11 protein-coding genes are annotated in these 14,480 nt (G+C 62.1%); 8 read left to right on the plus strand and 3 right to left on the minus strand.

Annotated features, from left to right (window positions below; all coding sequences use genetic code 11):
• Positions 1–11 precede the first annotated feature (11 nt).
• From aspS to ACVWNW_RS08175, 6 genes are all read left to right on the plus strand, one after another.
• On the plus strand, positions 12–1,814 hold the full coding sequence (gene aspS, locus ACVWNW_RS08150; protein WP_454483447.1) for an aspartate--tRNA ligase: 1,803 nt from the start codon (positions 12–14) through the stop codon (positions 1,812–1,814).
• Between the two features lie 183 nt (positions 1,815–1,997).
• Complete coding sequence (locus ACVWNW_RS08155; protein WP_454482165.1) at positions 1,998–2,813, plus strand: amino acid ABC transporter ATP-binding protein; 816 nt, start codon at positions 1,998–2,000, stop codon at positions 2,811–2,813.
• A gap of 43 nt (positions 2,814–2,856) precedes the next feature.
• Complete coding sequence (locus ACVWNW_RS08160) at positions 2,857–3,687, plus strand: glutamate ABC transporter substrate-binding protein (protein WP_046323731.1); 831 nt, start codon at positions 2,857–2,859, stop codon at positions 3,685–3,687.
• A gap of 1 nt (position 3,688) precedes the next feature.
• Positions 3,689–4,366 carry an amino acid ABC transporter permease gene (locus tag ACVWNW_RS08165; RefSeq protein ID WP_110412705.1) on the plus strand — a complete coding sequence of 226 codons (678 nt, stop codon included), beginning with the start codon at positions 3,689–3,691 and terminating at the stop codon, positions 4,364–4,366.
• Positions 4,367–4,372: 6 nt separating this feature from the next.
• On the plus strand, positions 4,373–5,563 hold the full coding sequence (locus ACVWNW_RS08170; RefSeq protein WP_198190685.1) for an amino acid ABC transporter permease: 1,191 nt from the start codon (positions 4,373–4,375) through the stop codon (positions 5,561–5,563).
• A 109-nt stretch (positions 5,564–5,672) separates the two neighbouring features.
• Positions 5,673–8,276: a DEAD/DEAH box helicase gene (locus ACVWNW_RS08175; RefSeq protein WP_454482168.1), complete on the plus strand. Its 2,604-nt coding sequence runs from the start codon at positions 5,673–5,675 to the stop codon at positions 8,274–8,276.
• Positions 8,277–8,286: 10 nt separating this feature from the next.
• On the opposite strand, the gene ACVWNW_RS08180 is transcribed toward ACVWNW_RS08175, so the two are convergent.
• Positions 8,287–9,102, minus strand: a complete 816-nt coding sequence (locus ACVWNW_RS08180; protein ID WP_121913337.1) for an amino acid ABC transporter ATP-binding protein — start codon at positions 9,100–9,102, stop codon at positions 8,287–8,289.
• The gene (locus ACVWNW_RS08185) at positions 9,099–10,613 is read right to left on the minus strand and encodes an amino acid ABC transporter substrate-binding protein/permease (RefSeq protein WP_183122257.1); all 1,515 of its coding nucleotides are present in this window, start codon (positions 10,611–10,613) and stop codon (positions 9,099–9,101) included. The genes ACVWNW_RS08180 and ACVWNW_RS08185 overlap by 4 nt, the downstream gene beginning before the upstream one ends.
• Positions 10,614–10,881: 268 nt before the next feature.
• On the opposite strand from ACVWNW_RS08185, the gene ACVWNW_RS08190 reads away from it, so the two are divergent.
• Both ACVWNW_RS08190 and ACVWNW_RS08195 read left to right on the plus strand, forming a co-directional pair.
• A complete protein-coding gene (locus tag ACVWNW_RS08190; protein ID WP_046322803.1) occupies positions 10,882–12,276 on the plus strand; it encodes a replication-associated recombination protein A in 1,395 nt (464 codons plus the stop codon).
• A gap of 185 nt (positions 12,277–12,461) precedes the next feature.
• Positions 12,462–13,859, plus strand: coding sequence for an MFS transporter (locus ACVWNW_RS08195; RefSeq protein WP_454482171.1), 1,398 nt, complete (start codon positions 12,462–12,464; stop codon positions 13,857–13,859).
• 129 nt (positions 13,860–13,988) lie between these two features.
• Here ACVWNW_RS08195 and ACVWNW_RS08200 read toward each other — a convergent pair whose 3' ends face one another.
• Positions 13,989–14,429, minus strand: a complete 441-nt coding sequence (locus ACVWNW_RS08200; protein ID WP_046322805.1) for a MarR family winged helix-turn-helix transcriptional regulator — start codon at positions 14,427–14,429, stop codon at positions 13,989–13,991.
• Between the last annotated feature and the right edge of the window lie 51 nt (positions 14,430–14,480).

The following is a 14,480-nucleotide window of genomic DNA, read 5'->3' on the forward strand; positions in this document are numbered from 1 at the left end:
TACAGGAAAGCATGGGCCAGTCGGCTTACAGAACGAGCTACGCCACGGATGTCACTGAAGATATGGTCGGTCGCCAGGTGACGGTGGCCGGATGGGTGGATCGCCGCCGTGATCACGGAGGCGTGGCCTTCATCGACCTGCGTGACCGCTCCGGTCTGGTGCAGATCGTCATCTATGACGAGGAAGAGGCCCGGCCCCTGCGTAGCGAGTACGTCATCCAGGTCACCGGCAAGGTTCGCGAACGTCCTGAGGGCAATGACAACGAACACCTGTCCACCGGACACATCGAGATCGTTGCAGACAAGATTGAGGTTCTGGCCAAGTCGGCAGCCCTGCCCTTCCAGGTGTCCACAGCCCTGGAGAACGAGGCCGAGAACAAGCTGCCCGGCGAGGATGTGCGGCTGCGCTACCGTTATCTGGACCTGCGTCGCCCCTCCATGCAGCACAACATCCGTCTGAGGGCCGCCATGAACCGTGCCGCCCGTGCTGCCCTGGACAAGATGGATTTCTGCGAGATCGAGACGCCGACCCTGATCAAGTCCACCCCCGAGGGCGCCCGTGACTTCCTGGTGCCGGCCCGCCTGGTGCCCGGATCCTGGTACGCCCTGCCGCAGTCTCCCCAGCTGCTCAAGCAGTTGCTGATGGTGGGCGGCTTTGAGCGTTACTACCAAATCGCCCGTTGCTACCGCGACGAGGACTTCCGCGCCGACAGGCAGCCTGAGTTCACCCAGCTGGATATCGAGATGAGCTTCGCCTCCCAGGAGGACGTCATGGCCATGGCCGAGCAGGTCATTGCCGAGGTCTGGAAGGCTGCAGGATTCGAGGTCACCCTGCCCATCCCCAGGATCAGCTGGCAGGAGGCCATGGACAAGTATGGTTCCGACAAGCCTGACCTGCGCTTCGGCAACCCTATCGTCGAACTGACCGACTACTTCAAGAACACCCCCTTCCGGGTCTTCCAGGCTCCCTACGTAGGCGCCGTGGTCTACCAGGGTGCGGCTAACCTGCCCCGCAGGCAGTTCGACGCTTGGCAGGAATGGGCCCGCCAGCGTGGTGCAAAGGGTCTGGCCTATGTCCAGTTCACCGGCGACGGCACTCTCAAGGGCCCGGTGGCCAAGAACCTGTCTGATGCCGAGCGCCAAGGCCTCAAGGAGGCCGTAGGCGCCACGGACGGGGATGCCGTCTTCTTCGCAGCCGGTCCCCGTGAGGCTTCGCAAACCCTGCTGGGCGCGGCCCGTGTGGAGATCGCCCGTCGCCAGGGGCTGCTCAAACCCGACGAATTCGCCCTGACCTGGGTGGTGGACTTCCCGCTCTTCAAGCCCACCGACGACCCGGACGACGACGATGTGGCCGTGGGACATTCTAAGTGGACCTCCATGCACCATCCCTTCACCATGCCTTCGGTCGACTGGATCGACCGCTTCGACAAGGATCCCGAACACGCCATGAGCGACTCCTATGACATCGTCTGCAACGGCGAGGAGATGGGCGGCGGCTCGGTGCGTATTCACCGCGACGACATTCAGGATCGGGTCTTCAAAGTGCTGGGCATCGGCCCCGAGGAGGCCCAGGAGAAGTTCGGCTTCCTGCTGGAGGCCTTCAAGTACGGCGCTCCGCCCCACGCAGGCATCGCCTTCGGTTGGGACAGGACTGCCCAGATCCTGACCGGAGCGGACTCCATCCGCGATGTCATCGCCTTCCCCAAGTCCGGTGGCGGCCAGGATCCCATGACCGGGGCTCCGGCGCCCATCTCCGACCAGCAACGCGCCGAGACCGGCGTGGATTGGGAACCGGATCAGGAGGATACCGACTGAGCGCACTTCGTCACTGGTCGACGAGAGTCTAAAAGGGCTGGAATTCTGCGGGATTTCGGCCCTTATTGTTTAGGCCAGTTTATGCGCTGCGGGTCAATCGGTCGCGTTCGGCCAGTGGCTCCGCTTTTCAGGAGAACCGTTTCTATGGCCGCTCTGCAACAAAGATTGAGTAAACTGCCCAATATGAGCGAAACAACCAAACAGCCGTCGGAGCGGATTCTGCCGGAGAAACCGGCCTCAGATCGCCCCGTCCAGGATAACTCCGGGCCGCTGGTCGAGCTGGCGCACGTCGAGAAGCATTTTGGCAATCTGCACGTCCTCAAGGACATCAACCTGCAGGTTGATACCGGCGAAGTGCTGGTGGTGGTCGGCCCCTCAGGCTCCGGCAAGTCCACCATGTGCCGGACTATCAATCGTCTGGAGTCCATCGACTCCGGTGTCATCAGGATCGAGGGAGAGCCTTTGCCTCAGGAGGGACGTGACCTGGCTCGGCTCAGGGCCGAGGTGGGCATGGTCTTCCAGTCCTTCAATCTGTTCGCCAACAAGACCATACTGGAGAACATGACCCTGGCACCCATCAAGGTGCGCCATATGCCCAAGAAGGATGCTGAGGACCTGGCCATGGACCTCTTGGCCCGGGTGGGCGTGGAATCCCAGGCCTCCAAGATGCCCTCCCAGCTCTCAGGCGGCCAGCAGCAGCGTGTGGCCATAGCCCGCGCCCTGGCCATGCAGCCCAAGATCATGCTCTTCGACGAGCCCACATCGGCTCTTGACCCGGAGATGGTCAACGAGGTGCTGGATGTGATGATTCAGCTGGCCCAGGAGGGCATGACCATGATTTGCGTGACCCACGAGATGGGCTTTGCCCGCCAGGCCGCCGACCATATCGTTTTCATGGCCGATGGACGGATCCTGGAGAAGGACGACCCCGACGACTTCTTCGATCACCCCAAGACCCAGAGGGCCGCCGACTTCCTGTCCAAGATTCTGGCCCACTGAAGCAGGAGGGAAGCGTATCCGCATGAATGCAAGCATGCATGGCATGGGCCAGCCGTTGAAACGGCTTGCCAGGAATTTGACCGCGATCCTGTGCGCTTTGGGTTGCCTGATCTCCTTGGCGGCCTGCGGCTCCGACAAGGAGGCAGGCAAGATTCGGGTGGGCATTAAGTTCGACCAGCCTGGTCTGGGCTTCAAGAAGGCCGGAACCTATGTGGGCTTTGACGTGGACGTGGCCACCTACATCGCCGACAAGCTAGGTTATAGCCCCGACGACATCGTCTGGAAGGAGGCCCCCTCCAAGCAGCGTGAGGCCATGCTCCAGAACGGCGACGTGGACATGATCCTGGCCTCCTATTCCATAACGGATGAGCGCAAGCGGGCCGTCTCTTTCGCTGGACCCTACATCGTGGCCGGACAGGACCTGCTGGTGCGCAAGGAGGACCACCATATCCGTGGCCCCGAAGACCTCAACGGCAAACGACTGTGCTCAGTGACCGGATCCACCTCAGCCGTCACCGTCAAGAAACGGTTCGCCAAAGAGGTCCAGCTGATGGAGCAGCCGGGCTACGCCGAATGCGCCACCGCCCTCTTCTCCGGCATCGTCGATGCAGTCACCACTGACGACATCATCCTGGCTGGTCTGGCTTCCGCCTCCCGTGGAAGGCTGCGGCTGGTCGGCAAACCCTTCACCCAGGAGTACTACGGTGTGGGCATCAAAAAAGGCAATACCAAGCTGGCCCACAAGATCAACGCGGCTCTGGCCGACATGGAGGCCAACGGCTCATGGCAGCGGGCGCTCGAGAACAACACCCGGGGCACCCACTACAAACCCGATCCGCGCTACAACCCACCTAAGCCCAAGGAGGGGGAGTGAGATGTCAACCATCATCGAACTGTTCACCGACTACGACATCCCGGCAGCCTTCTGGGTCAACATCCAGTTGACCCTCTGGTCGGCCCTCTTCTCGCTGATCCTGGGCATCATCCTGGTGATCATGCGCATCTCGCCCATCTCCTCCCTGCGGGCCGTCGGCCGAGGGTATGTGGAGTTCTTCCAGAACATGCCTTTGACCATCATCATGGTCTTCATGGTCCTGGGTGCCTTCGCACAGCTCAAGATCAGCTTCTCGCCGGAATTCTCCGTCAACTTCTTCTGGCTGGCAGTGACGGGCCTGTCCCTGTATACGGCAGCATTTGTCTGCGAGTCCTTGCGCTCGGGCATCAACACGGTGCCTCTGGGCCAGGCCGAGGCGGCCCGTGCCCTGGGGCTGAGCTTCTTCCAGTCGGCCTCGCAGATCATACTGCCCCAGGCCTTCCGCGGCTCGGTAGCGCCCTTGGGCAACACCTTCATCGCCCTGCTGAAGAACTCCACCGTGGCTGCAGCAGCCTCCGTGGCATCCGAGAGCTCCTCCCTGATGAGCGAGATGATAGAGTTCCACGCCAATGCCATTGTGGCCATCTTCCTGATTTTCGCCCTAGGATATGTGATTCTGGTTTTGCCCATCGGAGCTTTGACCACGTACCTGTCCAACAAGCTGGCAGTGAGGAGGTGAGCGGCCATGGCACCAGATAATGAGAGCTCGCTGCTCTTCGATCAGCCCGGTCCCAAGGGTCGGCGCACCATACGAATCGCCAATTGGATAGCCGCTATCATCTTCGCCATAGTGGTCATTCTGGTGCTGATGAGGCTGCACAATCCTCCTGATGGGGAGAACCAGCTCAGCTGGGAGCTTTGGCGTCCGGCCCTGGACTACGAAGCTTGGTCGGACTTCTATCTGCCTGGGCTCTGGCTGACCATCAAGGCTTCGGTGGTTGCAGTGATTGGCTCGGTCATCTTCGGGTTTGTCTTCGGCCTTGGCCGTCTGCTGCCCAACTGGCTGGTAAGGGCAGTCTCAGGCATCATCGTGGAGTTCTGCCGGGCCGTCCCGGTTCTTATGATGATGATCTTCTTCTGGCGCTGGTTCGCCTTTGCCGGAGTCAGTCAGGCCTCCTATTGGGCCGTCGTGCTGGGCCTCATTCTTTACAATGGCTCCGTGGTGGCTGAGTTGATTCGTTCGGGGGTGGGCAACCTGCCCAACGGCCAGCGTGAGGCCTCCCTGGCACTGGGGCTGACCAGGACCCAGTCGCTGATGCAGATCGAGGTTCCCCAGGCCGTCTACGCCATGCTGCCGGCGGCTGTGACCCAGCTGGTCGTGGTTCTCAAGGATACGGCTCTGGGATCCATCATCATGTACACGGATCTGCTGCAGGAGTCCCGTCGTCTGGGCTCCATGTACTTCAACATCCTGCAGACCCTGGTGGTGGCCTCGGTGGTCTACTTCTTCGTCTGCTTCCTGCTGTCGCACTTCGCCCGTTGGCTGCCCAAGAAGATGCAGGAGCGCACTGCCGCCCCCGCCGACTTCGTGGAGCCGGCCGCGCCCGTGGCCATCATGGATCCCTCCAACGTCAACCAGATAGCCGTAGCCAAGGAGGTGGACGAGGACCGGTACGGCGGTGCGCCGTTGCAGTACCACGCCCACCACCGTGGATCCAATGCCTCCATCCAGCACTGGAGGAAGACCCGCTACATCCAGGGCTATGACCGGACCCAGCCCGACACGCTGGTCGATCCGCACAAGGCGAGCCTTGAGATTCCGGACTTCCTTAAACCCGGCCGTGGCAGCCGCTCCGGTGGTGAGCAGAAAGCCGAGGGGAAGACCAGGAAGGAGAAGAAAGGCGGCAGCGACAAAGACAGCAAGAACAGGAGCTGACGAAGAGCTCCTTGCTGTTCCCTGTCTGGCGGCTTTCCCGTTTCTGGACTTAGTTGACGAAGCCTGTGTCCGGCCGTACTTGTGTGCCTGGCCGGATAGACTGGTGGACATGGTCCAAGAACATGCTGATTCCTCAACCGCCTCAACCGACCAACCAGTCTCCTTGGGCGACTTGGTCCCTGAGGCGGGGGGCCCCCGCAATCTGACCGAGGATCAGATTTACGACCGTTTCTTCTCCTGGGTGGCTTCCCGGGGCATCACCCCCTGGCCGCATCAGGAGGAGGCTGTCCTCTCCCTGGTTTCTGGCGACCATGTGATTCTGTCGACCCCGACCGGCTCGGGAAAGTCCATGGTGGCCCTGGCCATGCATTTCATCGCCCTGTGCACTGGGCGGCGCTCCTATTACACGGCTCCCATCAAGGCCCTGGTCTCCGAGAAGTTCTTCGACCTGGTTTCGGTTCTGGGTCGCGACCGGGTGGGTATGATCACCGGCGACACCCATATCAACACGGATGCCCCGGTCATCTGCTGCACTGCCGAGATCCTGGCCAACCAGGCGCTCAGGGAGGGTCGCCATGCCGATATCGGCTGTGTGGCCATGGATGAGTTCCACTATTACGGGGATCCGGACCGAGGCTGGGCCTGGCAGGTGCCCCTGCTGACCCTGCCCGATGTGCAGTTCCTGCTCATGTCGGCCACCCTGGGCGACGTGGATCAGATCGCCCAGGACCTGGAGCGCAAAACCGGGGTGGGGGTGGACATCGTCGCCGACGCCCCCCGACCGGTTCCACTGGATTACCGTTATGTGGACACCCCATTGCCCAACACTGTGGAGTCCTTGCTGGCCGATGGGGATTCGCCGGTCTACATCGTCCACTTCTCACAGGATGCCGCCCTGGAGACGGCCCAGGCCCTGTCCAGCACGGGGGTCTCCGACCGGGGCCAGCGCGACCGGATCAAGGAGGCCATGGCCGGCACCCGCTTCACCACGGCCTTCGGCAGGATTCTGCAGCGGCTGCTGCGCACCGGGGTCGGGGTCCACCATGCGGGCATGCTGCCCCGGTATCGGCGTCTGGTGGAGCAGCTGGCCCAGGATGGCCTTCTGCCGGTCATCTGTGGCACGGACACCCTGGGGGTCGGCATCAATGTACCCATCCACACGGTCCTGCTGACCGGACTGACCAAGTTCGACGGCTACAGGATGCGTCGCCTGAGGGCTCGGGAATTCCACCAGATTGCTGGCAGGGCCGGGCGCATGGGCTTCGATACCAGCGGGCTGGTCGTGGCCGAGGCCCCCGAATACGAGATTGAGAACGCCAGGGCCGTGGCCAAGGCTGGCAACGACCCCAAGAAGCTCAAGCGGATCAAACGCAAGAAGCCACAGGAGGGGTTCGTAACCTGGGGCAAGGGAACCTTCGACAAGCTGATCGAGGCCCGTCCCGAGACCCTGACGCCGCACCTGAAGATCTCCCATGCCATGGTGCTCAACGAGGTCGACCAGGGCGGGGATGCCAGGAGACGGGTCGAGGACCTGATCGAGGACTCCCGTCAGACACCGCAGCAGAAGGAGCATCTGCAGGACCGGGCCGACGAGATCTTCCAGACCCTGACCGACACCGGGGTCATCGAGACCGAACGAAACCCGGACGGCGGCCTGGACTACTTCACGACCGTGGACCTGCCCGAGGACTTCGCCCTGGACCAGCCCCTTTCGCCCTTCCTCCTGGCCGCCCTGGAGCTGCTGGATCCCGAGGACCCTGACTATGACATGAATCTGCTCTCCATGGTCGAGGCCACCCTGGAGGATCCCCGGCAGATACTCAAGGCCCAGCAGCGGCAGGCCCGCGACGCGGCCATCCAGCAGATGAAGGTGGACGGCCTGGAGTACGAGGAACGGATGGAGCGTCTGCAGGAGGTGACCTGGCCCAAGCCCCTGGAAGAGCTGCTGGGGGAGGCCTTCGACCGCTACCGCCGGGATGTTCCCTGGGCCAACGACTATGAGATCCATCCCAAGTCCGTTTTGCGGGACATGCTCGAGACGGCCTCGGACTTCAACGGCTACATCGCCCGCTACGGAATATCCCGGTCGGAGGGGACCCTGCTGCGCTATCTGTCCGATGCCTATCGGGCGCTCAGCAGGACGGTTCCCGAAGAGTTCATGGATGAGCGGCTGGAGGACATCCTGGCCTGGCTGGGACTTATTGTGCGCTCGGTGGACTCCAGCCTGGTGGATGAGTGGGAGGCCGCAGGAAGGGCCGAAAACGGCGAAGCCGCAAGCGGCCTGGATGCCGCCCCGCCCAAGGTGGAAAACCAGGTGGTGGCGGACCGGCGTGGGCTGACCCTGCTGGTGCGCAACGCCATGTTCCAGCGGGTGGAGCTGGCGGCCGCCGACCGGCCGGAGGCCCTGGCCGACCTGGATGCGGACTGGGGCTACGGCCTGCGGGCCTGGAGCGACGCGCTGGACGACCTCTACGAGGACCATGAGCAGATACTTACCGATGCTCAGGCCAGGTCCTCGGACTTCTTCAGCCTGGATGACCGTGACGAGCGCCAGGGGCACACCTGGCGGGTCCAACAGATCTTCGACGACGTCGAGGGGGAGCGCGACTGGGGCATCGCCGGCATCGTGGACCTGGATGCCACCCAGGAGAGCGGCCAGGTGGTCTTCAAGGAGTACCGGGTGGGTCCCATCGAGGAGCTGATGGACCTTTAGACCCCGGTCCTTACAGGACCTTGGAGAGGAAGGACTGCAGCCGAGGGCTCTGCGGGTGGCCGAAGATCTGCTCGGGCGTGCCCTCCTCCTCGATGATCCCGGCATCGGTGAAGATCACCCTGGAGGAGACCTCCCGGGCGAAGGCCATCTCGTGGGTGACCAGAATCATGGTCATGCCGCCCTCGGCCAGGGAGCGGATCACTTGAAGCACGTCACCCACCATCTCCGGATCCAGGGCCGAGGTGGCCTCGTCGAAGAGCATGATGTCGGGTTGCATGGCCAGGGCGCGGGCGATGGCCACACGCTGCTGCTGCCCGCCTGACAAATCCGTGGGCCGCGCGTCAGCCTTCTCCTGAAGCCCTACGGTCTCCAGCAGGTCCAGGGCCTGCTGCCGGGCATCCTCCTTGGGCGTCTTGTGCAGCATGTGGGGGGCCAGCATGATGTTTTCGGCCACGCTCATGTTGGGGAAGAGGTTGAAGTGCTGGAATACCATGCCCACGTGTTCGCGCAGCTTGTCGATGTCGGTCTTTGGATCGGAAATGTCGATTCCATAGACGCTGATGGTGCCCGAGGTCGGTATCTCCAGGGCGTTGATGCAGCGCAGCAGGGTGGACTTGCCCGCGCCCGAGGGGCCGATGATGGAGATGACCTCTCCAGGCTTGACCTCCATGTCGATCCCCTTGAGGACCTCGGTGTCGCCGTAGCGCTTGTGCAGGTCGCGGATGGATACGGCCGCCTGGGACTCTCCCTGGTTGCGGTGACTTTGGTTCTGACGGATGCGACGGGTCAGTCGTCCGGTGTCCATGTCCGGGTCCTCGAAGTTCATCGATGCAGCCTCCTATCGAGCATATTGGCCATCCAGGTCAGGGCGCTGATGGCGACGAAGTAGATGACGCCCACCATGAACAGGGTTTCGGTCACGCGGAAGTTGGCCGCGTAGATCTGTTGGGCCTGGTAGAGCAGTTCGCCGAAGCCGATGGCCAGCAGCAGCGAGGAATCCTTGAGCATGATGACCAGCTGGTTGATGATGGATGGCGTGGCAATTCTGACGGCCTGGGGCAGGATGACCCGGCGCAAGGCCATGCGACGGGTCAGGCCCAGGCTGCGGGCCCCCTCCATCTGCCCGACGTCGACCGAGTCGATGGCTCCACGCACGATCTCGACCAGGTAGGCTCCGGAGTTCAGGGACAGGGTCAGCGCGCCGGCCAGCCAGATGCTGATGCGGTGGCCGATCAGCTGGGGAACGCCCAGGTAGAAGAAGAAGGCCCAGACCAGGACGGGTGTGCCCCTGAAGACAGCTACGTAGATGCGGGCAATCCAGGACAGGATCCGGTTGGGGCTGATCCGCCACAGTCCCAGGATGACGCCGATGGCCAGGGCGATGACGAAAGATATGGCCGTGATGGCCAGGGTGTTGCGCAGGCCCAGCATCAGGGAGGGGAATGCTTGGCGGACCAGTCCGAAGAATCCTGGCCGGGTGACGGAGGCCTTCTTGTCAGAATTGCTGTTGCCTACATAGGAGTCGACCAGCTTCTTATAGCTGCCGTCCGCCTTCATCTTGGCCAGGCCTTCGTTGAAGGCGGCCACGAATTCCTTGTTCTCGCCCTTGCGGACGGCCGCTCCGTAGGAGGCGCCAGGCTCCTTCTTGGTCACGGTCTTCAGCCCGTTGCCCTGGGCGATGCCGTAGGCCAGGACCGGGTAGTCGTCGATGACCGCCTGGGCATTGCCGGACTTGACCATCTCATACATGGTGGAGGACTGGTCCACCGCCTTGACCGTGAAACCGTACTGGGCCGCACGCTGCTTGGCGAAGGCCTCGCCCTCGCTGCCCGTCTTGACGGCCACCACGCTGCCTTGCAGATCCTTGTAGCTGTGGATCTGGTCGTTGTCCTTGGCGATGGCCATCTGCACGCCGGAGTCGAAATAGGGGTCGGTGAAGTCGTAGACCTGCTTGCGCTGGTCGGTGATGGTCATACCGGCTATGACCACATCGGCCTGCTGGGAGTTCAAGGCTTGAAGGGCGGCGTTGAAGCCCAGGGACTGAATCTGCACCGAGAACCCCTCGATGTCGGCGATCTTGCGGATCAGATCCATATCGATGCCGACCAGCTTGCCGGAGGAGTCCCTGAATTCAAAGGGGGCGAAGGTGGTATCGGTGGCGACACGGAAGGTGCGTCCTTGGACCGCTTGGGCGGCGGGAGAGTCCTCGGCCGCCTGCGCCGGCGTGGCCAGGGGGGCGACGATCAGGGCTGAGAGCCCCAGGACCAGGGCGAGCAGGCCGATGGCCCACCTGCCTGGACCCGATGTCCATCCCTGGCGAACATGCTTGGCGATCACTGGCGATTCTCCTTATTGTTCCGACTGTGCCGGTCCTGGTTTTTTGAGGCGGCAGGCCTTGCTGCTGCCTATGGCCTTCCTGAAGATATCCAGGCTGATGACCAGTAAACTGTACACATACCGTGTTTCCAGGACCCAACTACGCGCTGGGCGATACGGCCATATGGGTTCCCAGTCTAGCGCGTTCGTCTTTCTATTTGCGGCAGACGCAGGCCTATGCTGGTGAGGGCGGGGAGCCATAGGAGCCCCGAGGAATGAGGTATTGCAGATGGTTGATGATCTCTTCCAGGCGGCGGACCCCCCCGAGGAGCACACTTTGCCTTTGGCGGTCAGGATGCGGCCCAGAAGCCTGGACGAGGTGGTCGGCCAGGATAAGGTCACGGCTCCCGGTACCCCCTTGGAGCGGCTGGCCCGGTCGGATCCGAACAACCGTCTGACGGCTCCCAGCTCGGTCATTCTTTTCGGTCCTCCTGGGGTGGGCAAGACCACCCTGGCCTACATTGTCGCCCGACAGTCCGGACGGCATTTCGAGGAGCTTTCGGCCGTCACCTCGGGTGTCAAGGAGGTGCGGCAGGTCCTCGCCCAGGCTCGGGAACGGCTGGTCAGTCAGGGGCAGGAAACGGTCCTCTTCATCGATGAGGTCCACCGTTTTTCCAAGTCGCAGCAGGATGCACTGCTGCCCAGCGTAGAGAACCGGGATGTGACTTTTATCGCAGCCACCACGGAGAATCCCAGCTTTTCGGTCATCTCGCCCCTGCTTTCGCGCTCGGTGGTGGTCAAGCTGGAGGCCTTGGACGATCAGGACCTGGCCAAGCTGGTCCGCAGGGCTGTCAAGGACCAGCGGGGGCTCAAGGATCAGGTAAGACTGGATCCAGAGGCTTTGGACCAGATCGTGCGTTTTTCCGGAGGTGATGCCCGTCGTGCTCTGACCATTTTGGAGGCTGCAGCGGGAGCTGTCACCGAGGACGGGCCTCGTGCCAAGGGGGCGCGTCGGCCGCTGATCAATGCCAAGGTGGTCTCCTCGGTCATGGACGTGGCCTCTGTCCGCTATGACAAGAAGGGTGACGATCACTACGACGTGGCATCGGCCTTCATCAAGTCAATGAGGGGTTCCGACGTGGATGCAGCCCTGCACTACCTGGCTCGGATGATCCGGGCTGGCGAGGATCCGCGCTTCATCGCCCGACGAATCATGATCGCCTCTGCCGAGGAGGTAGGCATGGCTTCTCCGGAGGTGTTGGAGATCACGGTCGCAGCTGCTCAGGCGGTGGCCATGGTGGGCATGCCTGAGGCCCGCCTGATCCTGGCCGAGGCAGTTATCGCCGTGGCTACCGCACCCAAGTCCAACGCATCCTACCTGGCCATCAACCAGGCCCTGGAAGACGTGGACGCCGGGCATATCGGTCAGGTTCCCCTTCATCTGCGCAACGCTCCCACCAAGCTGATGAAGGCCTGGGGCAACCACGAAGGCTACCAGTATGCCCACGATGCACCGGACGCAGTGGCACCCCAGCAGTACATGCCGGACGAACTGGTCGGACGACGCTATTACCACCCGAATAATCGGGGCTATGAGCGCCAGCTGGGTCCCCGGCTGGAGGCCATCAGGGCCATCCTGGACAGGGCCGCCGGACCGGAGGGAAACGCCGGGTCTAGGCAATGACCGCCGAGACTCCTATACTAAACACCCAATAGACGTTGAGCAGCCACACAATGACCGAAACGCCGCAGGGTCCAGGCCTTCCATATTGACGGTCGCCACGCTCCCACAAGGAGTCTGTCGTCGTCGGCAGGCCTGGCATGGACGCATGGGGTTTGCCTGCCTCATGCACGGGCGCGAGGGTGACGATGTCGACAGCGGTCATTGACAAAGCAGACATATCCGAACAATCAAAGGGTCTCGGTGTGGCCGAGGACGACCTGGCGGTCCGCGAGATTACCCGGCGAGTAGACAATGCTCGTGAATCGGCTACTTTTTACAAGATCGTGGCCCTGGTGGCTGCGGGAATGCTCATGGACAGCATCGATGTCTATGTGGGCAGCGCAGTAGCCAGTTCGGCCTTGAGCACCGGATGGTCCACGGTCGCCCAAAATTCCCTCTTCCTGTCGGCCGGCTTCCTAGGGCTCCTGGTGGGTTCGCTGCTGGCCGGGTTTATCGGAGACCTGCGTGGACGCAAGACCGCCTATCAGATCAACCTGTTGCTCTTCGGAGGCTTTACCCTGCTGGGCGCTCTGGCACCGAACATGGCCGTCCTTTCGGTCTGCCGTCTAGGGGCCGGCTTGGGGCTGGGCGCCGAGATTGTCACCGGCTTCTCCATGGTCAACGAATTCGCTCCCATCAAGCACCGCGGCCGCTGGAGCGCCATCGTCTCGCTCGTGGCTAACACCGGAGTCCCCCTGGCCATGCTCCTGTGCGCCTGGATTATTCCCCGCTGGTCATGGAGGCCGCTCTTTGTGGGCATTGGCTTGGCAGCTGCGCTGATCTGGTACCTGCGGCGTGACATCCCTGAGTCTCCTCGCTGGCTTGCCTTGCATGCGCGGATGGCCGAGGCCACCCAGGTGGTTGAACTTCTGGAGGCCGATAACGGTCGGGAAGAGTCAGAATCTGGCACTGTCAGTGGTTCCGCCCTCGCCGGAAAAAATGAGGGGGATGAGGTACCTGCCAAGGCATCGGGTAGCGTTGTCCGTGGCCTGATTGTGGCAACTGTGGCAGTTTCAGCCACTAACGTCTGCTCCTACGCTTTCACCTCCTGGGTGCCCACCATCCTGCTCAAGCGGGGTATTGATTTGAGCGGATCCCTGTGGATCAGCACTCTGATGATGCTGGGTGCCCCTCTGGGCTGCCTGATTGGATCCCTGCTTCTGGACCGGATTGGCCGCAAGCGGATCATCGTCACAGCCTTCCTGCTGACGGCGGTCTTCGGTCTGCTCTATGCCGCGCAGACCAGCCAGGTCACAGCCATTCTGGTGGGCATCCTGCTTATGGCCAGCCTCTATGTCCTCATGTCTTCGGTGGTGGCGGTCTATGCGCCCGAGCTTTTCCCGACCACTGTCCGCTTCCGTTGCGTAGGCATTGCCAATGCCGTTGCCAAGCTCTGCAATGTGCTCATGCCCGTGCTCATTGGAGCCATGCTCAGCCGGTGGGGGAGCACTTCAATATTTGTCACCATCAGCCTGGTGGCCCTGGCCTCCATGCTGGTTGTGGGCCTGATGGGCTGGGAGACGTCCGGCCGTTCGGTGGGCTGATAGGGCCGATCCAAGGGCGTAAAGGATATAACAGGTAAAAGGCCTGGCATGAGCCTGGTACCGTCGACGGGCGGTCAAGGGATCGGCCAGGTCCTTTTCTCAGTATTAATCCTTTCTCAGGAAGAGAGATCAGAGCTGGTTAGCCAGCAGCCGGTTGTAGACGCAACGTAACTCGGTTTGAAAGGTCTCGGGGTCGATGTCGGGATTCTGCTTGAACAGGTCAATCCACCAATTGTTGACCAACCTGATCCTCTTGCGAGCCATATCTGCGCCTGACCTGGTCAGGGCGATGATATTGACTCGGTGATCAGCGGGGTTCTGTTCACGGCTGACCAGGCCCTGGGCTTTCAAAGCCTTGAGATCCCGAGCCAGCAGACTGGGATCCACGCACAGGTCCCGGGCTATCTGGCGCTGGCTGAGGCCTGGATGATCATAGAGGTATACAATCAGATCACCCTGGGTGCCCCGCAAGGTGGAGTCGCCTGTATAGCGGCTGGCATCGTTGCGTGCATGCCGATAGATTCCGGCTATGCAGCTGCTCAGGTTGTGGTAGTGGCTCTTCTTTAACATCGCTGCTGCCCCCTAGCTGGTAAGGAAGATCGAAGAATTCTGCGGGCATGG

It is taken from the genome of Bifidobacterium sp. JNUCC 75 (assembly GCF_054819865.1).